Source organism: Streptosporangium sp. H13245, from assembly GCF_055690525.1.
Genome location: NZ_JBSZKT010000003.1, coordinates 359218 through 384329 on the forward strand (window position 1 = coordinate 359218; position 25112 = coordinate 384329).

General features: G+C 71.9%; 22 protein-coding genes. 9 read left to right on the plus strand and 13 right to left on the minus strand.

The annotated features are described in order from the left end of the window. Position 1: 1 nt before the first annotated feature. The 3 genes from pucL to ACW9TB_RS08465 all read right to left on the minus strand — a co-directional run bounded on the left by pucL (position 2) and on the right by ACW9TB_RS08465 (position 2182). Entirely contained in the window at positions 2–901 is a 900-nt protein-coding gene (gene pucL, locus ACW9TB_RS08455) for a factor-independent urate hydroxylase (protein ID WP_472747365.1), read from the minus strand. A gap of 1 nt (position 902) precedes the next feature. Beyond that, positions 903–1214 carry a hydroxyisourate hydrolase gene (gene uraH / locus ACW9TB_RS08460; protein WP_472747366.1) on the minus strand — a complete coding sequence of 104 codons (312 nt, stop codon included), beginning with the start codon at positions 1212–1214 and terminating at the stop codon, positions 903–905. 278 nt (positions 1215–1492) lie between these two features. Next, positions 1493–2182, minus strand: a complete 690-nt coding sequence (locus ACW9TB_RS08465; RefSeq protein ID WP_472747367.1) for a 2-oxo-4-hydroxy-4-carboxy-5-ureidoimidazoline decarboxylase — start codon at positions 2180–2182, stop codon at positions 1493–1495. A gap of 290 nt (positions 2183–2472) precedes the next feature. Between ACW9TB_RS08465 and ACW9TB_RS08470 the strand changes: the two genes are divergently transcribed. Beyond that, the gene (locus tag ACW9TB_RS08470) at positions 2473–3312 is read left to right on the plus strand and encodes a deoxyribonuclease IV (protein WP_472747368.1); all 840 of its coding nucleotides are present in this window, start codon (positions 2473–2475) and stop codon (positions 3310–3312) included. Between the two features lie 1024 nt (positions 3313–4336). Here ACW9TB_RS08470 and ACW9TB_RS08475 read toward each other — a convergent pair. The 3 genes from ACW9TB_RS08475 to ACW9TB_RS08485 all read right to left on the minus strand — a co-directional run bounded on the left by ACW9TB_RS08475 (position 4337) and on the right by ACW9TB_RS08485 (position 7172). Continuing rightward, entirely contained in the window at positions 4337–5125 is a 789-nt protein-coding gene (locus ACW9TB_RS08475; RefSeq protein ID WP_472747369.1) for a LytR/AlgR family response regulator transcription factor, read from the minus strand. A gap of 76 nt (positions 5126–5201) precedes the next feature. Continuing rightward, complete coding sequence (locus ACW9TB_RS08480; protein ID WP_472747370.1) at positions 5202–6461, minus strand: histidine kinase; 1260 nt, start codon at positions 6459–6461, stop codon at positions 5202–5204. A 48-nt stretch (positions 6462–6509) separates the two neighbouring features. Next, entirely contained in the window at positions 6510–7172 is a 663-nt protein-coding gene (locus tag ACW9TB_RS08485; protein WP_472747371.1) for a molybdopterin-dependent oxidoreductase, read from the minus strand. A 454-nt stretch (positions 7173–7626) separates the two neighbouring features. Here ACW9TB_RS08485 and aroF point away from each other — a divergent pair, with 454 nt between their 5' ends. Beyond that, positions 7627–8664 carry a 3-deoxy-7-phosphoheptulonate synthase gene (aroF, locus tag ACW9TB_RS08490; RefSeq protein WP_472747372.1) on the plus strand — a complete coding sequence of 346 codons (1038 nt, stop codon included), beginning with the start codon at positions 7627–7629 and terminating at the stop codon, positions 8662–8664. Positions 8665–8704: 40 nt separating this feature from the next. Here aroF and thiI read toward each other — a convergent pair whose 3' ends face one another. From thiI to macS, 3 genes are all read right to left on the minus strand, one after another. Further along, a complete protein-coding gene (thiI, locus tag ACW9TB_RS08495) occupies positions 8705–9907 on the minus strand; it encodes a tRNA uracil 4-sulfurtransferase ThiI (protein ID WP_472747373.1) in 1203 nt (400 codons plus the stop codon). Between the two features lie 135 nt (positions 9908–10042). After that, positions 10043–10672 carry a response regulator gene (locus tag ACW9TB_RS08500; protein ID WP_472747591.1) on the minus strand — a complete coding sequence of 210 codons (630 nt, stop codon included), beginning with the start codon at positions 10670–10672 and terminating at the stop codon, positions 10043–10045. Positions 10673–10743: 71 nt separating this feature from the next. After that, positions 10744–11853: a MacS family sensor histidine kinase gene (gene macS, locus ACW9TB_RS08505; RefSeq protein WP_472747374.1), complete on the minus strand. Its 1110-nt coding sequence runs from the start codon at positions 11851–11853 to the stop codon at positions 10744–10746. 77 nt (positions 11854–11930) lie between these two features. Between macS and ACW9TB_RS08510 the strand changes: the two genes are divergently transcribed. Continuing rightward, positions 11931–12782 (plus strand): MHYT domain-containing protein, encoded by an 852-nt coding sequence (locus tag ACW9TB_RS08510; RefSeq protein ID WP_472747375.1) that lies wholly within the window; start codon positions 11931–11933, stop codon positions 12780–12782. Between the two features lie 295 nt (positions 12783–13077). On the opposite strand, the gene ACW9TB_RS08515 is transcribed toward ACW9TB_RS08510, so the two are convergent. Continuing rightward, positions 13078–14103 carry a 6-phosphofructokinase gene (locus ACW9TB_RS08515; protein ID WP_472747376.1) on the minus strand — a complete coding sequence of 342 codons (1026 nt, stop codon included), beginning with the start codon at positions 14101–14103 and terminating at the stop codon, positions 13078–13080. A 313-nt stretch (positions 14104–14416) separates the two neighbouring features. Continuing rightward, a complete protein-coding gene (locus ACW9TB_RS08520; protein WP_472747377.1) occupies positions 14417–15388 on the minus strand; it encodes a lactonase family protein in 972 nt (323 codons plus the stop codon). A 153-nt stretch (positions 15389–15541) separates the two neighbouring features. Between ACW9TB_RS08520 and ACW9TB_RS08525 the strand changes: the two genes are divergently transcribed. Then, positions 15542–16462 carry a bifunctional helix-turn-helix transcriptional regulator/GNAT family N-acetyltransferase gene (locus ACW9TB_RS08525; protein ID WP_472747378.1) on the plus strand — a complete coding sequence of 307 codons (921 nt, stop codon included), beginning with the start codon at positions 15542–15544 and terminating at the stop codon, positions 16460–16462. A 59-nt stretch (positions 16463–16521) separates the two neighbouring features. Here the strand turns inward: ACW9TB_RS08525 and ACW9TB_RS08530 are convergent, their stop codons facing one another. Further along, complete coding sequence (locus ACW9TB_RS08530) at positions 16522–18717, minus strand: MMPL family transporter (protein ID WP_472747379.1); 2196 nt, start codon at positions 18715–18717, stop codon at positions 16522–16524. A gap of 90 nt (positions 18718–18807) precedes the next feature. On the opposite strand from ACW9TB_RS08530, the gene ACW9TB_RS08535 reads away from it, so the two are divergent. The 5 genes from ACW9TB_RS08535 to ACW9TB_RS08555 all read left to right on the plus strand — a co-directional run bounded on the left by ACW9TB_RS08535 (position 18808) and on the right by ACW9TB_RS08555 (position 23948). Further along, the gene (locus ACW9TB_RS08535; RefSeq protein WP_472747380.1) at positions 18808–19605 is read left to right on the plus strand and encodes a TetR/AcrR family transcriptional regulator; all 798 of its coding nucleotides are present in this window, start codon (positions 18808–18810) and stop codon (positions 19603–19605) included. Between the two features lie 399 nt (positions 19606–20004). After that, a complete protein-coding gene (locus tag ACW9TB_RS08540; protein WP_472747381.1) occupies positions 20005–21087 on the plus strand; it encodes an LLM class flavin-dependent oxidoreductase in 1083 nt (360 codons plus the stop codon). 38 nt (positions 21088–21125) lie between these two features. After that, a complete protein-coding gene (locus ACW9TB_RS08545; protein WP_472747382.1) occupies positions 21126–21899 on the plus strand; it encodes an ABC transporter permease in 774 nt (257 codons plus the stop codon). A gap of 11 nt (positions 21900–21910) precedes the next feature. Then, positions 21911–22945, plus strand: a complete 1035-nt coding sequence (locus tag ACW9TB_RS08550; protein ID WP_472747383.1) for a taurine ABC transporter substrate-binding protein — start codon at positions 21911–21913, stop codon at positions 22943–22945. Next, entirely contained in the window at positions 22926–23948 is a 1023-nt protein-coding gene (locus ACW9TB_RS08555) for an ABC transporter ATP-binding protein (RefSeq protein WP_472747384.1), read from the plus strand. Before ACW9TB_RS08550 ends, ACW9TB_RS08555 begins: the two co-directional genes overlap by 20 nt. Here ACW9TB_RS08555 and ACW9TB_RS08560 read toward each other — a convergent pair. Then, the gene (locus tag ACW9TB_RS08560; RefSeq protein ID WP_472747385.1) at positions 23926–25071 is read right to left on the minus strand and encodes an alkaline phosphatase PhoX; all 1146 of its coding nucleotides are present in this window, start codon (positions 25069–25071) and stop codon (positions 23926–23928) included. The two genes, ACW9TB_RS08555 and ACW9TB_RS08560, sit on opposite strands and share 23 nt — an antisense overlap. Between the last annotated feature and the right edge of the window lie 41 nt (positions 25072–25112).

The window sequence follows — 25112 nt, forward strand, 5'->3', positions numbered from 1 at the left end:
GTCACTCCCAGGCGAATCGGGCGTCGGGGGCGTCGTCGCGGAGCACGCTGCCCTCGATCAGCCCGTAGGGACGGTCGGCCGCGTAGAACACCTCGTTGGGGTTGTCCAGCCCGAACGGGGTGAGATCGACCAGGAAGTGATGCTTGTTCGGCATCGCCAGGCGCACCTCGCAGACCTCCTCGCGGGCGTTCAGGACCCGCTCGCCCATCGCGTAGAGCGTCTGCTGCAGCGACAGGCTGTAGGTCTCGGCGAACGCCCCGAGCAGGTGGCGGCGCACCTCGTCGTACGACTCCCCGTACGCCGTCCCCTGCCCGGCCGCCCCTGGCAGGTGCCGCCAGCGGGCCGAGACGGCGGTGGCGAGGACGCGGTCCTTGGTGGGGGGCAGGGTGGTGTACTCGTCCTGGATGAAACCGGAGAACTCCGAGTCGGTCGAGTTGAGCACCACCAGGTCCTTCAGCCCGGAGACCACGGTGGTGGTACCGTCCCGGTCGTGGTGGACGGCGCAGGTGCGCACCTCCCCGCCGGAGCGGACGAAGGAGTGCCGCCCGCTCTCCCCGGTATCCCCGGCCGCCGGGATGCGGTCCCAGAAGTGCTCCTCGATCTCCACACGGGCGTGGTGGACGGTGGGCTGCGACTCCACATAGTGGCGGGCCAGCAGGATCGCGAAGTCCTCGATCTCCGCCACGCCGTACTTCCTCGCGAAGGCGTACACGGTGTTCTTCTGCGTGTCGGTCGGCAGGACCGCGGCGTTGTCGCCGGTGCGGTGCACCGCCTCCATGTCGCCGGACAGCGCCGAGCCGACGGTGACGTCCTTGATGTGGTGGACGCCGCCGTCCCTGACGACGCGCACCAGGCGGGTCTCCGCCTTGCCGTAGCGGTTGGGGCCGAGAACGACGGGCATGCTAGCTCCCTCGGTACGTCGAGTAGGCGAACGGGCTGAGCAGCAGGGGCACGTGGTGGTGCTCCCGGGGATCCGCCACCGTGAAGTCGATCGAGACCCGGGGATAGAAGGCGTCCACCGCGCGGGCGGCGAAGTAGCCGCCGGTGTCGAAGACCAGGCGGTGGTCGCCCGCCCCGCAGGTCCATCCCGAGATCCGCCCGTCGGCGTCGGTGACGCCCTCGGCGAGCACCTCACCGTCCCTCTCCAGGCGTACGGCGACCCCCGCCGCGGGCCTGCCCAGGGCGGCGTCCAGCACGTGGGTGGACAGGCTCATGCTGACCCCTCCCCGAGGAGTACGGAGTTCGTGACGGCTCGTGCGAGGCTCATGGGGCGGCTCCCGCGGACGCTGGGCTCATAGGACTCATGTGTTCATGGGGTTCCTCACCTGGCGGAACCACCGGTGCGGCTCCTGGGGACGCTGGGCTCATGGGACTCATGGGGTGTTTCCCGAGAACCCAGGGCTCACGGGACTCATGGGGCTCATGGCATGGTTCCCAAGAATCCGGGGCTCATGGGGCTCATGGCACGGTGTGGTTCCCACGGGCGCGGGGCTCATACGGTGGCTTCCAGGAGTTTCGCCAGCCGCAGACGGGTGATCTTCGCGAGCTCGGCCCTGACGACCTCCCGTTCGGTGTCCTCGTCGTTGCCGAGCCGTTCGGTGAGCCGGTCCAGCATCTCCCCGGCCGACAGGCCGGTGGCGCAGATCAGGTAGACGTGGCCGAACCGCCGCTCGTAGGCGCGGTTACCCTCCGCCAGCCGGTCGAGGACCTCCCGCCCGGCCGTGTCGACCCCCGCCTGCTCCCCGCGCGACCAGGCCGCCTCCCGCTCAGAGTGCCTTTCCCGCGACTCCGGGCTTTCCAGGTGTTCCGGGCGCCTTTCCGAGAGTCCGGGTGGCTCAGAACCCGCCACCGCTTCCGGATGACCGGAGTGACCGTCCGCCACCGGGCCGCCCTCACGGGACGGCTCCGCGGCGGGTGGCCGTTCCGCCGTGCGAGGTGGCTCGCCGATCCGGGGGTGGGCGGCCAGCGCCTCGCTGACGCCGGACCACTCAAGCCCCCGTACGGCGGCCTCCGCCACCTCGGCCAGCCGGTCGAGGTCGCGGTAGGGGCGCGACGCGGCCACCTCCCGGGCGAAGGCCCGGGAGGCGCAGCAGGCCAGCAGCCCGGCCTCGGCCTCCTCGGCACCCAGCGCGTTGAACGCGGCCAGCCCCGGGACCGGCGGCGCGGAGTTCACCTTAGGCATGTGAGCAGTACACACACCGCCGGTGTGTGCGGTCCAGCGCCACGAAGCGCAAACTGAGCCATGATTTGCCCCAGATTTTCGTAACATGCTCCAAACTCGTTGATCTTCATCGCCCGCTCACGTCCGTGACACACGGCTGAAACCCCGCGAGGATCCGGCCTCGTACGTCACCCGCCTGTCCACGGGTGTCACGGAGCGAAGAGCGACGGCGGGCGGATGCCGGGCTGATAAGGAACATCGATCGCCGGTGACGGGGCAACCCCCCGGGCGGCGCCTAAAATGGTGTCACTATGACTTCACACTCCCTCATCGGCGGGCACGTCTCCGTCACCGGCGGTCTCGCCAAGGGCGGGCTGCGGTACGCCGAGGACATCGGTGCCGAGATGATCCAGGTGTTCGTCACCAACCCCCGCGGCTGGGCGCTCGCCGTGGGCGACCCCGCCCAGGACGCCAAGCTCCGCGAATCGGGCGTGTTGTCCTTCGTGCACGCCTCCTACCTCGTCAACATGGGCTCTCCCAGCCCCGAGACGCTGGAGAAGTCGGTGGCCACCGTGCGGCACAACCTGCTGCGCGGCCACGCGATCGGCGCGAAGGGAGTGGTCGTCCACACGGGGTCGGCGGTGAGCCAGCCCCGCGACGCCGCCCTGCGCCAGCTGCGCGAGCATCTCCTGCCGCTGCTGGAGGAGATCCCCGACGACGGGCCCGACCTGCTGCTGGAGTCGATGGCCGGGCAGGGCGGGGTGCTCTGCGCGACCGTCCAGGACCTGGAGCCCTACCTGGAGGCCCTCGACTGGCACCCCAAGGCGGGCGTCTGCTTCGACACCTGCCACGTCTTCTCCGCCGGGCACGACCTGTCGACCTCCGAGGGCGTCAAGGAGACCCTGGACGCCCTGCACGCGATCGCCCCGGGGCGGCTCAAGCTGGTTCACGCCAACGACTCCAAGGACCCGTGCGCCTCCAGGAGGGACCGGCACGAGAACATCGGCTCCGGCCACATCGGCGCCGCCTCCTTCGCCGAGATGATGCGCCACCCCGCGGTGGCGGGGGTGCCGTTCTGCATCGAGACGCCGGGCGGTGCCGAGAAGCACCGTGAGGACATCGACGCGCTCAAGAAGCTCCGCGACACCTGACGCGACGACCGGCCGCTCCGGCCGTGAAAGCCCGGATCACCGGGATCCACGAGATCGGACGGGACGCCCGTCCTCGTGATCCGACCGCCCCCGTGTGGCCGGATCACGGTCCGGCCCCCGTCGGCTAGCGCGGGCGTCCCGTCATATCGGAGATCGGCGGCCCCCCTTCCGGCCAAGGACCCGGCGGCCGAGTGACCGGATACCCCCCGGTTCTCGACGGTCACCCGGTGTCCGCCGCGTCAGGTCTTGCGCGAGCCTTCCGGCTCTGTCCCCCCCGACGCGGCGGGTCCCGCTCTCCGATGAGGGAACACTAGAGGCGCGTCCAGACGCGTGAGCGATGCTTTCCCCCCAGCGCGATTAACGGTTCGTAGTTGTCGATGTGCGGAGAGTGCCCGCACGACGAACGGCCGCCGACGGGCGACGAACGGTCGATCGGAGGCCCATGAGGCCCCTGTGACCGCCGTCGCGGGGAAACACCCGTGGGGCGCGTGAAACGCGTGCCGACGCGCGGGATCCACGTCCGGGAGTCCACCGACGGCAGGTCGGCGTCCCGGGCGAGGGCCACCCGTCCGGACCACGGCCGGGACAGCGATCGGAGGCCCGGCGGCCGGGGACCGGCGCGCCGGGGTCCACGCGGGCGTGAATCGCCACACGGGGGCGTGGGAGCGCCGGGGCATGCCCTCCGCTAGGAAAAGCCCGTACGGCGGCCGTGCGCGCTCATGGGAGAAGAGAGGGACCCGCCCGGCCACCCGGCACGGCGGCACGGATTCCACCGGGACCGGCCGGGCAGCTCGAAAGAGCCCCGGGACCACGTACGGGTTCCGCCCGACGCTTACGCAACCCCGCAGAACCCGCAGAACCCGCAGAACCCGCAGAACCCGCAGAACCCGCAGAACCCGCAGAAAAGGAGCGGAGACCATTCGGCGTGACGCCGTCCAGAGGTCTCCGGCGGACCGGTCGCGGAAGGTAAGGGAACGGACGGGACACACCCCGAGATCCGTACCGCGAAACCGGGCGGGTGCGGCTACCGCAGGGCGGCGGAGGGCAGGGGCCTGGCCCGCACCACACCGGGGACGGCCGGGCGGTCGCGGAACTGGCGGACGAGCCGCTCGCGGACCTGGCGGGTGTGACGGCGGCTGACCGGGAGCGTCTCGGTACCCACCCTGAGCATCACCCGGCCGCCGTCGAAGCGCAGCTCGCTCACGTGCCGTACCGAGACCAGCGTGCTGCGGTGCACCCTGATGAACCCCGATCCGGCCCAGCGCCGCTCCAGGGCGGCGAGCGGCATGCGGACCAGGTAGCTGCCCTCGTCGGTGTGCAGCCGGACGTAGTCGCCCTGCGCCTCGGCGAACCAGACGGCCTGCTGGGGCACGAACCTCGTCCGCCCGGCGAGCTCGACCGGGATGACGTCCTCGGGCACGGGGTCGGCCGCCGCGGGGGTCATGGACTCCAGGCGCCGTACCGCCTCGGCCAGCCGGTCGGCCCTGATCGGCTTGAGCAGGTAGTCGACCGCCTCCAGCTCGAAGGCCTGCACCGCGCACTCCTCGTGGGCGGTGACGAAGACCAGCCGGGGCGGGTTGGGGAAGCCCGCGATGAGCCTGGCCAGGTCGAGGCCGTCGAGGCCGGGCATCCGGATGTCGAGGAAGACCCCGTCCAGCCGCTCGCCCGTGCCGATCATCTGGACCATGTCCTGGAGCGCGGTGACGCCGCCCACGGCGGTGGAGACGTGCTCGATACGGGGGTCGTGGCGGAGGAGATAGGCGATCTCCTCAAGAGCGGGGACCTCGTCGTCAACGGCCAGGACTCGCAACATGACCCTACGCTGCCCCCTCGACCGTGTCCGCCGCAAGCCTCACGGCAACTTCAGGTAATAGTTTGACTACAAGTAGCTACGGGGGAGGGAGCTTGGGCACGCGAAGCCTCACCGTGGTGCCCGCGTTCGGGGCACTCTCCACGACCAGGCCGTAGTCCTCGCCGTAGATCTGGCGGAACCGCACGTCGACTCCGGCCAGCCCGATCCCGCCCTCCTCACCGTCATGCGAGCCACCGTCGTACGAGCCGCCACCGTACGAGCCCTCGTGCGAGCCGTCGTATGAGCCCTCGTACGAGCTCCCGCGCGGGAGGCCACCGCCGAGGAGCAGCCGGGCCCGCTCGGGCGACATGCCCAGGCCGTCGTCCTCCACGCTGATGTGGGCCTCGGGCCCGGCGTCGCTGACCACCACCCTGACCTCGCCGCGACGTCCCGCCGCGGCCACCCCGTGCTTGACGGCGTTCTCCACCAGGGGTTGCAGGCAGAGGAACGGGACGGAGAGCGACAGCACCTCCGGCGCGACCCTGAGGGTGACGTGGAGCCGGTCGCCGAACCTGGCACGTTCCAGGAGCAGGTAGCGGTCCACGCAGTGCAGCTCCTCGGCGAGGGTGGTGAAGTCACGGGCCCGGCGCAGCGCGTACCGGTTGAAGTCGGCAAACTCCACCAGCAGCTCCCGCGCCCGGTCGGGGTCGGTGCGGACGAACGAGGCGATGGTGGTCAGCGCGTTGTAGACGAAGTGCGGGGACATCTGGGCACGCAGTACCCGCATCTCGGTCTCCATCGTCCGCCGTCGCGAGGAGTCGACCTCGGCCAGCTCCAGCTGCCCCGAGACCCACCGGGCGACCTCGGTGACGGTCCGCGCCAGCGCCGTGCTCACCACGGCGTCGTACGCGGCGAGCGCGCCGACCACCCGCCCGTCGACGGTGAGCGGCACGACGACGCCGCCCCGGACGGCGCAGCCCGGCGTGCCGCAGTTCAGATCGTCTCGGGTCACCACGCGCGGGCGGGCCGAAGCGAGGACGGTACGGGCGTGCTCGGGCGCGTGGTCGCGGTGACAGCCCGCCGCGCCGTCCCAGGCGAGCAGGCCGCCGGTGTCGACGACCGCGACGGCGCTGGTGCCCAGCAGGGCGCGCAGGTGGCGGACCGCCTTGCGCGCGGACTCGCGGGTGAGCCCGGCCCGCAGCGAGGGGGCCGCCATCGCCGCGATGTGCAGGGTGAGAAAGGTGGCCTCATCCGTCGGGCCGCCGGAACGGTCCGGATGTCCCTGGCGCGGGCGGGGGAGAAAGAATCCGAGGAGGGTGCTGAATGCGCAGAGCAGCATCCAGCCGGTGGTCGACATGCGGGAAACGGTAGTCAACCCACCCCTCCGATCAGGGGCGAACACCGATCACGGCGGACCTTCGCCCGCTTCCTCCTGATAGGAGTAGCGCTGCTCACGCCAGGGGTCGGCGACGTTGTGGTAGCCGCGCTCCTCCCAGAAGCCGCGCCGGTCCTCCAGCAGGTACTCCACGGCGCGGACCCACTTGACGCTCTTCCAGGCGTACAGGTGCGGGACGACCATCCGTACCGGGAAGCCGCGCTCCGGGGAGATGGGCTTCTCGTCGAACTCCAGCGCGAACATCGTCTGGGAGCGGGCGAAGTCGCCGATGCGGACGTTGGCGCTGTAGCCGTACTCGCCCCAGATCATCACGTGCTCCACGCCGGGCGCGGGCGGAGCGACCTCCATCAGCGTCGCCGTGGACACCCCGCCCCACTCGTTGCCCATGATCGAGAACTTGGTGACGCAGTGGAAGTCGGCCACGATCGTGGTGCGCGGCAGCTCGGAGAACTGGGGCCAGGTGAAGCGGTGCTGCTCGCCCGAGGCGGTCGCCCCCATGACGTGCAGCTGCCAGGTCGCCGGGCGGAACGTGGGCACCCGGCCGTAGTGGATCACCGGTCTGCCCCGGGGGACGTACTGGCCCGGGGGCAGGCGAGGTTCCTCCGAAGGTTCGGGCTGCTCCACCGTCACTCCCTTCGCCGTTTCCCCGATGGCACGGGGTAATCCTGCCATCGCGCGTTTCCCGCCATCCCGGTGGCCACCGCGTAACCCCCTTCCCCGCGTCCCGACGGCCACCGCACAGCCCTCTTCCCCGCCTCTCAGTGACCACCGCGCACCCCCCTTCCCCGCGTCCCGGCGGTCACCCGCGTAGCCCTCCTTCCTCGCATCTCGGCGACCACCGTGTAGCTCCCCCCGGGGCGCGGGAGAGGCGTGTTCTCCTTGTGCGCTACTATTTGCCGCTATGCGCACCGCGTTCTGGTTTTGGTATGGCGACGGACCCTTAGGTCGAACCGTTCGCCCCCAGATGCTGCGCTGACAGCCTGGCGAACAGAAGGCCCCGGGTCCGTTTTTCGGACCCGGGGCCTTCTGCTTTTTCCGGCCTTCTTCAAACAGGTCACCACCAAGGAAACCCATCGGAGCCCGCCCGGATCGGCGGGCACCGGCGGGGTCATCGAGAGGGAGAGAAATGGTCATCGTCATGGGCCCGGACGCCACGCGGGAGGACGTCGAGGCGATCGTGGAGATCATCGGTACGGCGGGCGGCGAGGCGTTCGTCAGCCGGGGGGTGAGCCGCACGATCATCGGCCTGGTCGGCGACGTCGCCCAGTTCGCCACCCTCGACCTGCGGGGGATGCCGGGGGTGGCCGACGTGATGCGGGTGAGCGCGCCGTACAAGCTGGTGAGCCGCGACAACCATCCCGAGCGGTCCGTCGTCCGCGTCGGCGGCGTGCCGATCGGGCCCGGCACGGTCACCCTGATCGCCGGTCCGTGCGCGGTGGAGACCCCGCGGCAGACCCTGGAGGCCGCCCTCATGGCGAAGGCGGCCGGGGCCACCCTGCTGCGCGGCGGCGCCTACAAGCCCCGCACCTCCCCGTACGCCTTCCAGGGGCTCGGGGAGGCGGGCCTGCGCATCCTCGCCGACGTGCGCGAGGAGACCGGGCTGCCCATCGTCACCGAGGTCGTCGACGCCGACGACGTGGAGCTGGTGGCCTCCTACGCCGACATGCTCCAGGTCGGCACCCGCAACGCGCAGAACTTCGCGCTGCTGCAGGCCGTCGGCGCCTCCGGCAAGCCGGTGATGCTCAAGCGGGGAATGAGCGCGACCATCGAGGAGTGGCTGATGGCCGCCGAGTACGTCGCCCAGCGCGGCAACCTCGACATCGTGCTGTGCGAGCGCGGCATCCGCACCTTCGAGACCGCCACCCGCAACACCCTGGACGTCTCGGCGGTGCCGCTCGCCCAGCGGCTGTCGCACCTGCCGGTGATCGTCGACCCGTCCCACTCCGGCGGGCACCGCGACCTGGTCCTGCCGCTCACCCGCGCGGCCATCGCGGTCGGCGCCGACGGCGTGATCATCGATGTCCACCCGCATCCCGAGCAGGCCCTCTGTGACGGCCCCCAGGCGCTGGTCGACGCCGACCTGGACGAGCTCGCCCAGGTGATGGAGCGGTTCCCGCCGCTGCTGGGCAAGGTCGCCGCCGGGGACCTGCTCGCCCCCGCCTGACACCTCTCGTCCCTCCCCCTCGGGTGCGGCCCGAGGGGGCTCAGGCGTCGAGTTTGTACTCCTGGAGGGACCCGGCCAGCTGGACGGCGAGCTCCTCGGCGTCGAGGCGGCGCTCGATCTTCTTCAGGTCGGCGACCTTCGCGGCGGTCTCGGCCTTGCGGGGGGCCAGGAGGGTGCAGCAGTCCTCGTCGGGCAGCTCGGAGATCGCGAGGGTGCCGATGCGGCGGGCCTCGGCCATGATCTCGGTCTTGTCGAGGCCGATGAGGGGACGCAGGATCGGCATGTCGACGGCGTCGTCCTGGGCGGTGATGTTCTGCAGGGTCTGCGAGGAGACCTGTCCCAGGGAGTCTCCGGTGACCAGGGCCCCGGCGCGCAGGCGGCGGGCGACCTCCTCACCGGTCTTCAGCATCAGGCGCCGCTGGGTGATGATCGCCAGGCGGTCCTGTCCCGAGGCCTTGATCGACTGCTGGGCCTTGCCGAAGGGGACGACCCACAGCCGGGACCCGCCCTGGAACTTGTCGAGCGCCCTGACCAGCGCGTACGCCTTGTAGATGGACTCGGAGGTGGTGAAGGGGATGCCGGAGAAGTGCAGGAAGTCGACCCGCAGGCCACGGCGCATCATCCGGTAGGCGGCCACCGGCGAGTCGATGCCGCCGGACATCAGCACCAGGCCCCTGCCGCTGGTGCCGACCGGCAGCCCGCCCTGGCCCGGCTGCCCGCCGGTGAAGACGAACGCCTCGTCGCGGTCGACCTCGATGGAGACGACCAACTCGGGGCGCTTCAGGTCGACGGGCAGGCCGTAGATGTCGTTGAGCTCGCCGCCGACCGAGCGGTCCAGCTGCATCGAGGTGAGCGGGAAGCGCTTGTCGCGGCGGCGGGAGCGGACCGCGAAGGAGACGCCGCGCCTGACGTCGTCGCGGTCGGCCAGCAGCTCGATCGCGGCCTTGGTGATCGCCGAGGGGTCCTTCTCCACCCGCCAGGCGCGGTGGACCCAGACCAGGCCGGGGACGTACGAGACGCGCTCGGCGACCGCGTCGGCGATCTCGGCGCCGCTGCCGTCCGGCAGGAAGAGCGCGATGACACCGTGGCGCTGCCGTACGTCGACCTTGACGCCGACGTCCTTCAGGGCGGCCTTGATGTTGGCCTGCAACCTGCGCTCGAAGAGTTCGCGATTGTTGCCCTTGAGGACGACCTCGCCCAGTTTGAGCAGAACGCAGGGCTCGCCCAAGGCGGACATGGTCATGGTGCGACCTCCGGTGGAGCTTCGAGGGGAACGGGGAGTCGGGGGACGTCAGGGATCCGACATCAGGGAACCACAGTCAAGTCTCTCGCGTGCTCACGCAAAGACAACGTCTCGACCTTGTCACTTTAGTCGCGTCTACGACCCGTCGAGGCCCTGCTCTATCGCATAACGAACCAGTTCCACCCGATTGTGAAGTTGGAGCTTGTTCAGGGTGTTCTGGACGTGGTTCTGCACCGTCCGGTGGGAGAGCACGAGACGCTCGGCGATCTGTTTGTACGACAGGCCCTTGGCGACCAGGCGGAGCACCTCGGTCTCCCGTTCGGTCAGGCGGGGCGTCGCCTCGGGCGCGGGCCTGGCGGACAGCCTGCGGTACTCCCCCAGGACGAGTCCCGCCAGGCCGGGGGTGAACACCGCGTCGCCCTCGGCGGTGCGCCTGACCGCGTCGAGAAACTCCTCCTTGCTTGCGGATTTCAGGAGATATCCGGACGCGCCCGCCTTGATGGCCTCCAGTACATCCTCCTGCTCACCACTGGCCGACAGCACCAGCACCCGGGGCGGCGACTCCGACGCGGCCAGGCTCCTGGCCACCTCGACCCCCGGGAGGTCGGGCAGCTGCAGGTCGAGCACGACCAGCTCGGGCCGGACCGCCGCGGCCACCCGGACCGCCTGCCGCCCCTCACCGACCGTGGCCACGACCTCGTACCCGGCCTCGGCCAGGTCCCTGGCCACCCCGTCCCTCCACATCGGGTGGTCGTCCACCACCATCACGCGCATTGGCCCACCTTAGGGCTGTTCCGTCCTGATCAGTCAGCCTTCTCCGCGCCACCGTCCCCGGCTCAACCGGCCGGGACCGACATCTCGATCTCGGTGCCACGGCCGGGATCCGAGATCACGGTGACCGTGCCGCCGAGGTCGGCGATACGGCCCCGGATGGACTGCGCGACGCCGAGCCGCCCGGCGGCGGCGGCCTCCTCCAGGCGTCCGGGCTCGATGCCCGGCCCCTCGTCCCTCACGGTCACGGTGACCAGCCCGTCGTCGCACTCGGCGAAGACCCACGCGGGTGCCCGCGCCCCGCAGTGCCGGGCGACGTTGTCCAGGGCGGCCCCGACGGCGGCGGCCATCTCGGCCGCGGTGGCGGCGGGCAGGGGCAGCGGGGTCGCCGGGGCGGAGACGGTGACCGTGGCCGAGCCGTACCTGTGCAGCAGGACGCGCAGGTCGGCGGTGCCGAGAGCGGGCGTCTCCGGCCTGAGCCTGACCAGCTCGCGCAGAGCGGCCTCCTGCTCGCCCGCGAGCCTGCCCAGCTCGGCCGCCTCACCGCCGATCTCCTGCCCGCGCCGCTGGACCAGCGCCAGCACCTGGAGCACCGAGTCGTGGATTCCCCGGGCGAGCCGTTCCCGCTCCCGCCCGGCCGCCTCCAGCTCGATCGCCTGCTGCATGCGCTCCTCGGCCTTCTTGGCCAGCCGGGCCACGTGCCCGACGACCACCCCGGCGAGGAAGAGCAGGACGGTGCCGTTGATCGGCAGCATGTCGAGGTCGCCCCCGAAGACGCCGCGCAGCCACAGGTCGGCCAGCGAGACGATCAGCGCGGCCACGGCGCCCAGCCGCCGCCCGCCGTACACTCCCCAGGCGAGCACCGCCCCGCCCATCCAGGTGCCGGTGATCGGCAGGCTGCCCTGCTGGTAGATGCCCTGTACGGCCGGGGTGGCGAGCAGGCAGCCCACGGTCACGAGCATGTCGGCGGCGAGCAGCGGACGGCCGCGGAGCTCCGCGACGGAGTAGGCGAAGATCGTCGCCGCGGTCCACAGCGCCATGACGCCGATCACCGTCCAGCCGGTCGCCGGGTGGGCGTACCCCCCGGCGCGGATGAGCAGGAGCGCCGCGTACGCGAGGGAGGCGACGCGGAAAACCGCGACCGCCCGCCAGAACGGATCCTCGATTCCCGTCACCCGTCGCCCACGCCTTTCACCGGATAGGCCACGAGCTGCAATAATTCACCGATTTCCCCCTTACGAGAAACTGGAACATGTCCCACGTAGATCACTTCTCCTACGGCCTGCTCACGCCCGCGCTGGCCTACGTCATGTCGAGCGTCGGATGCATGCTCGGCCTCCTGCTCACCGCCAGGGCCCGCTCGACGAAGGGCGCGGCACGCGCCCGCTGGCTGGCGGGCGGGGCACTGTCCATCGGCGGCACCGGCATCTGGGTCATGCACTTCGTCGCCATGATGGGCTTCGCCGTCAGCGGTGGCCAGATCCGCTACGACGTGCCGTTGACGGTCGGCTCGGCGGTCCTGGCGGTCGTCGTCGTGGGCGCGGGGCTGTTCCTGGTCTCCCACCAGGGTGAGAGGCCGCTCTCCCTCCTGTCCGGCGGCGTGCTCACCGGCCTCGGGGTGGCGGGCATGCACTACATCGGCATGTACGCGATGAACATGTCGGCGCGGGTCTCCTACGACCTGACGCTGGTCGGGATCTCGGTGCTGATCGCGGTCGCCGCCTCCACGGTGGCGCTCTGGTTCACCCTGCGGGTCAGCGGCGCGCTCGCCACCGGCGGCGCCGCGCTGATCATGGCCCTGGCGGTCTGCGGCATGCACTACACCGGCATGTTCGCGCTTGAGGTACGGCCCCTGATCTCGCTGACGCCGGTCGAGGGGGCCAGGGGTGTCGACTTCATGCTGCCCACGCTGGTCGTGGTGAGCCTGCTCACCCTCGGCCTGCTGCTGGGCGTCATCCTGTCGCCGTCGCAGCGGGAACTGGAGAACGACGCCGCCCTGCTGGCCAGGCTGGAGAGCCGCCGCGACGACAACCGGCTCCGCGAGCCGGTCGCCCCGGCTCCCGAGCCGAAGGGCCCGTCGCTGTTCGACGCCCGGGAGCGATGATGTACGGCTTGCGCCCCCGCTGGTGCCTGGTCAAGGCGCAAGCCGTACATGGAGGGGAATCGCGGGGCTCGCGCCCTGCCGGGAGGTTAGGGGAGGCCGCTTGCAGAACACTTACAGGCGTGTCCGCGAGGACATATCAGCCAAAACCTCGGCCCAGGGCGGGGCGTGACGGGTCTCACAAAACCTCACAAACCATCACGAGCCCCACAGCCTCACGGCCCCACAGACCCTCACGGGCCCCCAAGGACCCTCAGACCCTCACGAGCCTTAGGGGACCTCACGGACCTCACGGACCTCAGCCGAAGAAGACCTCGGCCTCCTCGTAGCGGCTGGCCGGCACGGTCTTCAGCTCCTTGGTGGCCTCGTCGAGACCGGCCCTGACGATGTCGGTGCCCTGGAGGGCGACCATCTTGCCGAAGTCGCCGTCCTGCACCGCGTCGATGGCCTGCAGGCCGAACCGGGTGGCCAGCACCCGGTCGAAGGCCGTGGGGGTGCCGCCGCGCTGGATGTGGCCGAGCACGGTGGTGCGGGCCTCCTTGCCGGTGCGCTTCTCGATCTCCTTGGCGAGGTTCTCGCCGATGCCGCCGAGCCGGACGTGGCCGAAGGCGTCGAGCTCGCCCGCCTGCAGCGCCATCTGGCCCTCGACCGGGTGCGCGCCCTCGGCCACGACGATGATCGGGGCGTACCGCGTCTTGAAGCGGGACTCGACGTAGGCGCACACCTTGTCGATGTCGAAGGGCTTCTCCGGGATGAGGATGACGTTGGCGCCGCCCGCCATACCGGCGTGCAGGGCGATCCAGCCCGCGTGACGGCCCATGACCTCGCAGATCAGCGCGCGGTGGTGGGACTCGGCCGTGGTGTGCAGCCGGTCGATCGCCTCGACGGCGATGTTGACGGCCGTGTCGAAACCGAAGGTGTAGTCGGTCGCGTTGAGGTCGTTGTCGATCGTCTTGGGCACGCCGACGACCTTCACGCCCTTGTCGAAGAGCTGCTTGGCCACACCGAGGGTGTCCTCGCCGCCGATCGCGATCAGCGCGTCGACCCCGCCCTTCGCGAGGTTCTCCTTGATCTTCTCAACGCCACCGTCGATCTTGATCGGGTTGGTCCGCGACGAGCCCAGGATCGTTCCGCCACGCGGCAGGATCCCGCGTACGGCCTCGATGTCAAGCGGCATGGTGTCGCCTTCAAGGGGGCCCCGCCAGCCGTCGCGGAATCCGACGAACTCATGTCCGTGAACGCCCACTCCCTTGCGTACGACGGCGCGGATAACGGCGTTCAGGCCGGGGCAGTCGCCGCCCCCGGTGAGCACTCCGATACGCATGGCATCCTCCGGTAGTGAGTTCGGTTCAAGATGGCCAGACTAAGTGGCACGGTCGGTACGGCGACGGATTTTCGCCACCGACGCAACGCATTCTGCCCGCAGATGCGGCCAGTGGTCTAGACCAAGTGGAGTAGTCCTCACATGTCGTTTTCCGCGATCTACGGAAGAGCGACACAGGGACGGACCCCGCTCCCCGCGTCCGGCCTGGCGTACGCGCCGGACGCGGGCCGGGGGCCCGGGAAGGGCCCCTCGCGAGCACGCCCGCCGGGACGTCCCCGCGACCGGCGCCCCGGAAAGACCCCTCGTGAGCACCCTACGGCAGGGGCAGCACGCAGGAGGGGGTGCCGACGGCGAAGACCTCCTCGGCGGGCCGCGGGACGCCGTCCTTGAGCGGCAGCACGGCGACGCCGCCCGAGCGCTGGTTGGCCACGTACATGTGGCCGTCGGCGATGGCGAAGTGCCTCGGCCAGACGCCGCCGCAGGGGACCTCCGCGACCGCCTCCAGCCCGGGGCCCGCGAAGACCGAGATCGTGTCGGGCCCCCGGTTGGCGACGTGGACGAGGCCGCCGTGGACCTCCAGGTGCGAGGGCTGGTTGCGCCCCCCGCCCCCGCTGGCCGGGACGGCGGCGATCTCGCGCCACTCGCCACCGAAGCCATCCGAGGCGTCGGAGGTCTCGTAGACGCGCACGATGCCGTCCAGCTCCCCCACCACGTACCAGTGACCGCCTGACCAGGCCATGTGCCGGGGGCCCATGCCGGACGCGAGCCGCACCGGCCCGGCGGGGTGCGGGACCACCTCGTCCCCGACCAGGTAGCGGCGGACCTCGTCGGAGCCCAGGTCGCTCACGTACAGGACCCCGTCGGGACCGAAGACCGCCTGGTGGGCGTGGGCGCCCTCGCGGTAGGGGAAGATCCACACGTCGGCCGGGAGGCCGGATCCGTCGATGCCGTACACGCTGACCGTGCCGTCGCCGTAGTTGGCCACCGCGAGGCGCGTGCCGGTGGGGTCCACCGCCACGTGACAGGGGGCCGAGCCCTCGCTGGGCCGCTGCGCGAGCGGGCTCAGCGTGCCGTCTCCGGCGCGGGCGAAGACCCCGACCGTGCCGCGCTCGCTCTCCCCCACCGCGTACAGGACCGGGAGGGTGGGGTGGACGGCGAGGAAGGAGGGGCCGGAGGCCGCCGTCTCCCCGAGCCGTGCGAGGCTCCCCAGCTCGACCAGGGTGATCCCCGGCCCGGACCCGCCGGTGTCCGGGGTGTATCCGCCGATGTACGCGACCTCAGCCATCATGCTCCCGCCACGGGTACGGCACGCGCCGCCCCAGCTCATCATCCGTCCTCAGCCAAAGTGCGAAGTTAGCGCAGCGGGCCGCCGATCTCACAGGCCCCCGCGTCGATCAGATCATTGACTACGTCAATGAATTGCTTGATGCTGTCAAGCATGGAGAGACACGTGGCGGACGTCCGCGCCTTCAACCGCTTCTACACGAGGCTCATCGGCCTGCTCCACCAGGGCGTCCTGGACAGCTCCTACTCGCTGACCGAGGTGAGGGTGCTGTTCGAGCTGGACCGCGCGGGCCGGACGGAGACGGGCGACCTGCGGCGCCTGCTCGGGCTCGACGCCGGATACCTCAGCCGGATGCTCGGCAGGTTCGAGACCGACGGGCTGGTGGTGCGCGAGCGGTCCGCCGCCGACGCGCGGCGGCAGGTGGTCGAGCTGACCGGCGAGGGCAGGACCAGGTTCGCGGGCTTCGACGAGCGCGCGGCGGAGGAGGTACGCGAGCTGCTGGCCGGGGTGAGCGACGAGGACCGAGGGCGGCTGGTCGCGAGCATGGCGACGATCGAGAGGATCCTCGGCCGGGCGCCGAAGACGGACCGGTCGTACGTCATCCGCCCGCCGCGCCCCGGCGACCTGGGCTGGGTGGTCTACCGGCACGGCACGCTCTACAGCCGGGAGCAGGGCTGGGAGATGGATTTCGAGGGGATGGTGGCCGGGATCGTGGCCGACTACGTGGACGGCCACGATCCCCGGCGCGAGGCGGGCTGGATCGCCGAGGTGGACGGCGAGCGCGCCGGGTGCGTCTTCTGCGCCCGTAAGGACGACGAGACCGCGCAGCTGCGGATGCTGCTGGTCGAGCCGTCCGCGCGGGGGATGGGGATCGGCACCCGGCTCGTGGACGAGTGCGTGCGCTTCGCCAGGGCCGCCGGATACCGGCGGATGGTGCTGCTGACCAAGGACGTGCTGCTGGGCGCGAGGCGCATCTACCAGGCGGCGGGCTTCGAGCTGGTCGAGAAGGAGCGGGCCGGGGGCGAGGGGGCCGACGGGTCCTTCGCCGGGGAGGTCTGGGCCCGCGACCTCTGAGCCCGTCCGCTCACCGGACGGGCCTGGCTCGTCCGGAGAGCGGGCAGAACGGACGGGTCTCAGCCGGACAGGCCGATGCGGGCGTGGAGGCGGCGCAGCGGGCCGGGGGCCCACCAGTTGGCCTCACCGGCCAGGCGCATCGCGGCCGGGACCAGGATCGCGCGGATCACGGTCGCGTCCACGAGGATCGCCACCGCCATCCCCACGCCCAGCATCTGCACGAAGACCACCTGCGCGCTCCCGTAGGCCGCGAACGACACCGCCAGGATCCCGCCCGCCGCCGTGATGAGGGGGGCGCCGCCCTGGAGCCCGGCGACCACGGCCCCCGAGGTGTCGCCGGTCAGGTCGTACTCCTCCTTGATCCGCGACAGCAGGAAGACCTCGTAGTCCATCGAGAGCCCGTACGCGACGCAGAACATCAGGATCGGGATGCTCGGGTCGAGGGTCCCGGTGGGGGTGAAGCCGAGCGGACCCGACAGGTTGCCGTCCTGGTAGACCCAGACCAGGGCACCGAACATGACCGACAGGCTGAGCAGGTTGAGCACCGTCGCCTTGAGCGGGATCAGCACGCTGCCCGTCATCACGAACAGCACCGCGAAGGTGATCGCCAGGATCAGCCCGAGCAGCGCGGGCAGCCGCTCGATCACGGCCTGCCGGTAGTCGGCCAGCTCGGCCGGGTAGCCGCCGACCAGCACCTCGAACGGCGCCCTCAGCGCCCTGACGTCGTGCACCAGCCGTACGGGGTCGTTCTCCATCAGCTCGGCGGAGGGGACCACCGACAGCCAGGTGCCCCCGGTTCCCGCGAACCGCGACGGGTCCCCGGCGGAGATCCGGGCGCCCGCCGCGTACGACCCGGCGGCGGAGTCGACCTGGGCGACGCCCGGCAGGCGGGAGAGGGCGGCGGCGTAGCCGGGGACGGCCTCGGGGGGCGCCCCGGCCGCGCCCGCGGAGACGATCTGGAGGGCGTCGGTCTCCTCGGCGGGGAACTCCGCGCGGATCACGTCGGAGGTCTGCCTGGCGGGCGCGGACACGGGCAGGACGCGGTCGTCGGCGACGCCGAGGCGCAGACCGAGGAAGGGCGAGCCGAGCAGCAGGAGCACCGCGGTCGCGACCCCGCCGTAGACGACCGGGCGGCGCATCACGCGGGTCGCCAGGCCGCGCCAGAAGGTTCCCCCCGCCGCCGCCCGGGGACGGCGTGACAGCACCCGGTCGCCGACGGCCGCGAGAATCGCGGGCAGCACGACCACGGCACCGGCCACTCCCCCGACGACGACCGCGACCCCGGCGTAGGCGAAGGAGCGGAAGAAGTCGAACGGCATGAACAGGAGCACGCTCAGCGAGGCGGCGACCGTCACCCCGCTGAAGATCACCGTACGACCGGCCCGCTCGACGGCGCGGGCGACCGCCTCGTGCCTGTCCCTGCCCAGCTCCACCTCCTCCCGGAATCTGGCGATCATGAACAGCGAGTAGTCGACGCCCAGGCCGAGCCCCATGGCCAGGGTGAGGTTCAGCGCGAACGTCGACAGGTCCGCGTACAGGAGCGGGATCCGCAGCAGCGCCAGCCCGATCACCATGGCCAGCGCGCCGAGCACGACCGGCAGCACGGCGGCGAGGACGCGCCGCAGGTAGACCCAGAGCAGCACGAGCACGAGCGGGACGACCACCAGCTCGGCGCGGACGAAGTCCTGCCTGGCCAGTGGCACGGTCTGGCGGAAGACCTCCTCGCCGCCGCCCGCCCTGACGGTGGTCGCGGCGTCGCCGCGCAGGACCTCGGGGATGATCCTCGGCAGGATCTCCGAGCGGACCCGGTTGGCGTCACCGGGGATGCGGGCGACCACGAGCGCGTGCCTGCCGTCCTCGCTGCGCAGTGTGGCGGGGTTGCCGCGCGACCAGTAGGACGCCGTCTCGGCCACGCCCTCGAAGGCCGCCAGCCGGGTGGTGAGCGCCCGTCCTGAGGCGGCGACGGCGGGGGTGTCCACGGTGCCGCTCCTGGCGGTGACCAGGAGGACCAGGTCGGCGCTCCCGGTGCCGAACCGCCCGGCCAGCTCCGCCCGCGCCCGGTCGGACTCCGAGCCCGGCGCCTCGTACCTGGCCAGGGAGAGCCCGGACACCGTGCCCGCGGCCAGCGCGCCCAGCACGACGGCACCCAGCAGGGCGAGAACCATCACCGGGCGGCGGCGCCGTACGAGGAGGTGGCCGAGTCGTCTCAGCGGCGGTACGGGAGGCGCCGCGACCGGACGCGAGTCGGTTTTCATGATCATCCCCGAAATTCGGTAAACTGCTCGTGTTTTAGGGTTCGAGATAGGAATACAAGTAAATGCTCGTATTTGTCAACGGGATGACGCATGCCTGAGAAGCGTCCGGTCACCGGACAGCCCACCGGCGACCGGTCCGCGCCTGCGGGGCGGCCCACCGTGCGCGCGACCGGCCAGACCGGCGACCGGCCCGCGTCCGCCCGCCGGACCGGCGGGCGCGCCGCCGACCATGCCGCCGACGACCAGACCGGCGGCCGGGCCGCGCCCGCGCGGACGGTCAAGCGGCAGGCGCGCGGCCTCAGGCGGATGGAGGAGATCCTCGACGCCGCCGAGGAGGTGATCGCCGAGACCGGTTACCCCGACATGACGACGAACGCGGTGGCCGAGCGGGCCGGGATGTCCCCGGGCTCGCTGTACCAGTTCTTCCGCAACAAGGAGGAGATCCTGGACGGCCTGCTCGACCGGTTCACCGAGGGGCGGAGCGCGCACTGGGAGGCCAGGCTCACCGGCGACGTCGTACGGATGCCTGCGGCCGACCTGATCGACCAGGTGGTGGACGAGATCGTCGCCTACAAGACCTCCCGCCCCGCCTACTGGGCCCTGCTGCACGGCTCGGCCACCGGCGACCGGCTGGCGGCGGCGTCCGAGCGGCTGCACCGGGGCGTCGCCCTGCGCATCGCCGGGGTCCTCGCCGGTCGCGCGCCGCACCTCGGCGAGGAGCGGCGCCTGCTGGTCGCCACGATGATGCTCGCCACCATCAGGGCGGTGCTCCCGCTGGTCGCGGCGGGACCGCCGGACCGCGCGGCGGAACTGACCGCCGAGCTCAAGACCCTGCTCACGGGCTACCTGTCGGCTTCCACGGACTCCGGCGGTGAACCGGGCAGCTGATCCACCGGCCCTGGAAAGCGGCACGCGGACCACCGCCCCCGAAAACCGGTACGTGAGCCACCGGGCGGCCGATCCACCGCCCCCGAAAACCGGCGCATGGACCACCGAGCGGCCGAGAAAACCCGTACATGGGCAACCGGCCACCCGTCCCAGGTCCCGGGGCCTCCCGTGGGTCCCATCGGCCACCGGCCGCCCGTCACGGGAATCCCCCCATGGACCCCGGGCGACCGGTCACCGGCCCCACGCCCCGCCCGGACGGGTGGGTCCCGGGGTCGGGGCCCTGCTCAGGGACCGTCTGGGACCCCGACCTAATTCCCTCTTTATAGATAGGTATTATGTGGTTAATATCGGGGGCACCACCCCGTTCCGTTTGAGCCCTATGAGCCCTATGAGGCGAAGATGCGCTTGCACTGGTTCCTGCCGACCACCGGCGACGGCCACCACGTCAGGCCCGCCACGACCACCGTCGCGGCGGGCGGTGCCGCGGCCAGGCCCGCGACGCTCGACTACCTGTCCCAGGTGGCCCGCGCCGCCGAGGCGGCCGGTTTCGAGGCGGCGCTGACCCCGGTCGGGGCGGGCTGTCCCGACCCGCTGGTGGCGTGCAGCGCCCTCGCGGCGCGGACCGAGCGGCTCAAGCTGCTGGTGGCCTTCCGGCCCGGCTTCACCCTGCCCACGCTGCTCGCCCAGCAGGCGCAGACCCTCCAGGAGATCAGCGGGGGGCGGCTCCTGCTCAACGTGGTCACCGGGGGCGACCCCCGGGAGCAGCGCGCCTACGGCGACTTCCTCGACCACGACGCCCGCTACGAGCGCACCGGCGAGTTCATCGAGGTGCTCAGGCGCACCTGGGCGGGCGAGCCGTTCGACCACCTGGGCCCCCACTACCGGGTGTCGGGGGGCGGGCTCGCCACTCCGCTCCCCGACACCCCGGACATCTACTTCGGCGGGGCCTCCCCCGCCGCGGAACGGGTGGCCGCCGCCGGGGCGGACGTCTACCTGATGTGGGGCGAGCCCCCGGCGATGATCGCCGAACGGGTCGCCAGGATGCGCGGGCTCGCCGCCGAGGCGGGCCGCGAGCTGCGGTTCGGCATCCGGCTCCACGTCATCGCCCGCGACACCTCAGAGGAGGCCTGGGCACACGCCCGGCGCCTGCTCGACGGCATGGACCCGGACAGGATCGCCGCCGCCCAGGCGCGGTTCGCCCGGATGGACTCCGTGGGACAGCGCCGCATGGCCGACCTGCACGGGGGTTCCCCGGACGCGCTGGAGATCTCGCCCAACCTCTGGGCGGGGGTCGGGCTGGTCCGGGAGGGCGCCGGTACCGCGCTGGTCGGCAGCTACGCGGAGGTCGCCGAGCGTATCCGCGAGTACGCCGAGCTGGGCCTGTCGGAGTTCGTGCTGTCCGGCTGGCCGCACCTGGAGGAGGCCTGGCGGGTGGGCGACTTCGTCCTCCCCCGGCTGGCCGCCCCCGCGCTCGTCGCGTGAGCGTCCTCACCTCCCGTCCCCGTACTCGTCCTCAACCCGTGCCGGGGCTCTGGCGGGCCCTGGCGCTGCGGGCCGGGGCGATCGTCGCGCTGGTCGCGATCTGGCAGGCCGTGGCCATGGCCGGGATCTGGCCGCCGGTCTTCGTACCGGAACCGGTCGCGGTCTGGGACCAGTTCCTGCGCACCACCGTCGAGGGCGTGAGCGGCTACACCCTTCAGGAACACCTGCTGACCAGCCTGCGCCGCATCCTGCTCGGCTGCCTGTACGGGGTGACGGGCGGCGTCGCGCTGGGGCTGCTGATCGGCATGGTCCCCACGCTGCGCGCGCTGCTGGGCCCGCTGGTCACGTTCGTCCGCACCCTGCCGCCGCTGGCGTACCTCAGCCTGCTGGTGATCTGGTTCGGCATCGACGAGGAGCCCAAGATCTGGCTCCTGCTGCTCGCCGCGCTCCCGCCGGTCGCGGTGGCCACCGCCGACGCCGTACGCGGCGTGCACGAGGACTACCTGAACGCGGCCCGCTCGCTGGGCGCCAGCCGGTACGAGCTGCCGCTGCGGGTGGTCCTGCCGAGCGCGCTGCCCGAGATCATCACGGGGGTACGGGTGGCTGTGGGCGTCGCCTACACCACCGTGGTCGCCGCCGAGACCGTGAACGGCGTGCCCGGCATCGGCGGCATGGTCCGCGACGCCCAGCGCTACAACCAGACGGACGTGGTGGTGCTCGGGATCATCGTCATCGGCCTGTCCGGCCTGCTCATCGACTTCCTCCTGCAAACGCTGGACCGCCGCCTGGTGCCCTGGCGCGGCCGTACCTAGGAAAGACCCCCATGAAACGCATGATCCTCGCCCTCACCGCCGCCGCCCTCGCCCTGACCGCCTGCGGGTCCGGTACGGAGGAGGCCAAGCCCGCCGCCGACGGTTCCCCGGCGACCCTGCGCATCGGCTACCAGCTCATCCCCAACGGGGACCTGATCGTCAAGGACCAGCAGTGGCTGGAGAAGGCGCTGCCGAACACCAAGATCACCTGGAGTAAGTTCGACTCGGGCGGCGACGTGAACACCGCGATGATCGCCGGATCGCTCGACATCGGGCTGGCGGGCAGCAGCCCGGTCACCCGCGGCCTGTCGGCGCCGCTCAACATCCCGTACCGGGTGCCGTGGATCTTCGACGTGATCGGTGACAACGAGGCGCTCGTCGCCCGGGGCGGCGTGACCGACGTCAAGGGGCTCGCGGGCAAGCGGGTCGCCGCCCCCTTCGCCTCGACCACCCACTACAGCCTGCTCGCCGCGCTCGCCGAGGCCGGGCTGTCGGAGGCCGACGTGAAGATCCTCGACATGGAGCCGCCGGACATCCAGGCCGCCTGGCAGCGCGGCGACATCGACGCCGCCTACGTCTGGACGCCCACCCTGGCCGAGCTGCAGAAGAACGGCGGCACGACGCTGGTCACCAGCCGCGAGCTGGCCCAGCGGGGCAAGCTCACCGCGGACCTCGCGGTGGTGAGCGACGACTTCGCGAAGAAGTACCCGAAGGCGCTGCACGTCTGGCTCCAGCAGCAGGACCGCGCGGTCAAGCTGGCCAGGGGCGACAAGGACGCCGCCGCCGCGGCCATCGGCCGCCAGCTCAACCTCGACCCGGCGGAGGCCGCGCGCCAGCTCGGCCAGCTCGTGCTCCTCGACGCCACGGAGCAGCGCTCCGCCGAGTATCTCGGCACCCCCTCGGCCCCCGGCAGGTTCGCCGAGAACCTGCACAGCTCCGCCGAGTTCCTCAAGGGCCAGAAGAAGGTGGACGCCGTACCCGAGCTGGGCGTCTTCCAGAAGGGCCTGGCCACGCAGGAGCTCGCGGATGCCTTCGCCGGAAGCTGAGACCACCCGCGCGAACGCGGCCCCCGGCACGAGCACAGGTTCCGGTTCCGGGACGGCGGGCGACGCGAGCACGGACTCCGCCACGACGAGCGCCGCGAGCACAGGTTCCGGTTCCGGAACGACGAGCGACGCGAGCGCGAGCCCCGGCACGGCGGGCGACGCGAGCGACGTGAGCACGGGCCCCGGGGCGGCGGTCGGCGCGAGTACGGAGGCTCGTGGCGCCGGGGCCCGGGAGACGGCGCTGGCGCTCGCCGGGGTGTCGCACTCCTACCGGGGCCGCGCCGGGACGGTCGACGCGCTCGGGCCGATCGACCTGGAGATCGCCGCCGGGGAGTTCGTGACGGTCGTGGGCCCCTCGGGGTGCGGCAAGAGCACGCTGCTGCGGCTGGTGGCGGGCTTCACCGCGCCGTCGGCGGGGGTCATCACGGCCTCCGGCGGGCCGGTCTCGGGACCCGACCCGGCCAGGGGGTACGTGTTCCAGCAGCACCGGCTCTTCCCCTGGCTCTCGGTCGAGGGGAACGTCGGCTTCGGGCTGCGCGGCCTGCCCGGGGCGGCGCGGCGCGAGCGGGTGGCCGAGCTGCTGGAGCTGACCGGGCTCGCCGACGTCGCCAGGGCGAGGCCGTACGAGCTCTCCGGGGGCATGCAGCAGCGCGCGGCGATCGCCCGCGCGCTCGCCCCGGGACCCGCGCTGCTGCTGATGGACGAGCCGTTCGCCGCCCTGGACGCCTTCACCAGGGAACGCATGCAGGAGGAGGTCCGCGAGCTGTGGCGGCGGGCGGGCACGACGGTGGTGTTCATCACCCACAGCGTGGACGAGGCCGTCTATCTCGGCACCCGCGTGCTCGCGCTGAGCGGCAGGCCGGGCCGGGTGGTCCTCGACCGCGCCTCGGACCTGCCGTACGGCGACCACCCCCGCACCGACCCGCTCTTCGCCGGGCTGCGCGAGGAACTGACGGAGGTGGTGAGGGAGGCCGCGTCGCTCAGTGGCGGAAGGGGCCGGTGACCTCGTAGGTGACGCCGTCGGTGCCGGAGGCGCCGCCCCGGGGTCCGCGCCGGAAGGAGAAGTAGAGGCGGTCGCCGTCCGGTGAGAAGGCGGGACCGGTGATCTCCGATCCGGGGTGACCCTGGATCCGCAGGAGCGGGGTGACGACCCGGCCGTGGGTGATCAGGTTGATCTCCATGTCACCGCCGTCGCCGGCGACGTACAGGTCACCCGAGGGGGCACCGGCGTCGTGGACGGCCTCCAGGCGTTCGTGCTCCGCGTCGTAGGCCCACACCCGGCCCCCGCTGGTGAAGAGGCACAGGCCGTCCGCGTAGTGGCACCCCTCGCCGCCGGAGAAGCGCAGGGCGTCGCCGACCTGGTCGCGGGTGGCCTCCCGCGACCCGCCGGGGTCGGGCACGCGCCGCCAGGTCACCCGCCCCCGGCCGGACGTGGCGCAGAGCACCTCCAGGACGCCCGACGTCAGGTCACCCCAGTAGGCAGGACGGAACCGGTAGAAGCAGCCGTCCGGCTCGTCCTCGGTCAAATAGACCACGCCCCGGCCGGGGTCGCAGGACACGGCCCCGTGCCGGAAGCGGCCCATGGCCAGGCGCGGCATCGCGGCCCGTGAGCCGTAGGGGTCGCACTCGAAAACCCGGCCGCGGAGGGTCTCCTCGCAGGAGAGCCAGGAGTTCCACGGGGTGCGCCCGCCCTCGCGGTTGAGGTTGGTGCCCGACAGGACGCGGTAGGCGTCGGCGACGGCCCCGCCGGGCCCGAACCTGATGACCGACGCCCCGCCGAGCAGCGGGGCCTCGGAGTTGGACACGTAGATCCAGCCGCCGCCGTCGGGGAAGCACGCGCCGCCGCCGGGTGCCGGATGCCACAGCACCCGGCCGATCCTGCGGCCGGTGCGGGCGACGATCCGGCTGGTGAACCCCTCGGGCAGCGCGACCCCGTTGGCGTCCGGCTCGCGGAGCGGCCCGTGGGGGCCCTCCGGGCTCCGGGTGACCGCGCCCGCGGCCCCGTACCAGGGCGAACCCGCGAGAACCGTGCCGGTGGCCGGAACCGGTGTGCGCGGAGCCGTACGGCGAAGCATGGGCCCCTCCTCGTCGTCCCTCACGGTACGCGGCCAGTTGATCGAACTCACATGAACGACGGGACTCCCCCTCCGCAAACTTTGCGGAAACC

Bases quoted from the DNA above. Each gene is read 5' to 3' on its own strand.
- pucL (WP_472747365.1), bottom strand. From the start codon at position 901: ATGCCCGTCGTTCTCGGCCCCAACCGCTACGGCAAGGCGGAGACCCGC.
- uraH (WP_472747366.1), bottom strand. From the start codon at position 1,214: ATGAGCCTGTCCACCCACGTGCTGGACGCCGCCCTGGGCAGGCCCGCG.
- ACW9TB_RS08465 (WP_472747367.1), bottom strand. From the start codon at position 2,182: ATGCCTAAGGTGAACTCCGCGCCGCCGGTCCCGGGGCTGGCCGCGTTC.
- ACW9TB_RS08470 (WP_472747368.1), top strand. From the start codon at position 2,473: ATGACTTCACACTCCCTCATCGGCGGGCACGTCTCCGTCACCGGCGGT.
- ACW9TB_RS08475 (WP_472747369.1), bottom strand. From the start codon at position 5,125: ATGTTGCGAGTCCTGGCCGTTGACGACGAGGTCCCCGCTCTTGAGGAG.
- ACW9TB_RS08480 (WP_472747370.1), bottom strand. From the start codon at position 6,461: ATGTCGACCACCGGCTGGATGCTGCTCTGCGCATTCAGCACCCTCCTC.
- ACW9TB_RS08485 (WP_472747371.1), bottom strand. From the start codon at position 7,172: ATGGCAGGATTACCCCGTGCCATCGGGGAAACGGCGAAGGGAGTGACG.
- aroF (WP_472747372.1), top strand. From the start codon at position 7,627: ATGGTCATCGTCATGGGCCCGGACGCCACGCGGGAGGACGTCGAGGCG.
- thiI (WP_472747373.1), bottom strand. From the start codon at position 9,907: ATGACCATGTCCGCCTTGGGCGAGCCCTGCGTTCTGCTCAAACTGGGC.
- ACW9TB_RS08500 (WP_472747591.1), bottom strand. From the start codon at position 10,672: ATGGTGGTGGACGACCACCCGATGTGGAGGGACGGGGTGGCCAGGGAC.
- ACW9TB_RS08510 (WP_472747375.1), top strand. From the start codon at position 11,931: ATGTCCCACGTAGATCACTTCTCCTACGGCCTGCTCACGCCCGCGCTG.
- ACW9TB_RS08515 (WP_472747376.1), bottom strand. From the start codon at position 14,103: ATGCGTATCGGAGTGCTCACCGGGGGCGGCGACTGCCCCGGCCTGAAC.
- ACW9TB_RS08520 (WP_472747377.1), bottom strand. From the start codon at position 15,388: ATGGCTGAGGTCGCGTACATCGGCGGATACACCCCGGACACCGGCGGG.
- ACW9TB_RS08525 (WP_472747378.1), top strand. From the start codon at position 15,542: ATGGAGAGACACGTGGCGGACGTCCGCGCCTTCAACCGCTTCTACACG.
- ACW9TB_RS08530 (WP_472747379.1), bottom strand. From the start codon at position 18,717: ATGAAAACCGACTCGCGTCCGGTCGCGGCGCCTCCCGTACCGCCGCTG.
- ACW9TB_RS08535 (WP_472747380.1), top strand. From the start codon at position 18,808: ATGCCTGAGAAGCGTCCGGTCACCGGACAGCCCACCGGCGACCGGTCC.
- ACW9TB_RS08540 (WP_472747381.1), top strand. From the start codon at position 20,005: ATGCGCTTGCACTGGTTCCTGCCGACCACCGGCGACGGCCACCACGTC.
- ACW9TB_RS08550 (WP_472747383.1), top strand. From the start codon at position 21,911: ATGAAACGCATGATCCTCGCCCTCACCGCCGCCGCCCTCGCCCTGACC.
- ACW9TB_RS08555 (WP_472747384.1), top strand. From the start codon at position 22,926: ATGCCTTCGCCGGAAGCTGAGACCACCCGCGCGAACGCGGCCCCCGGC.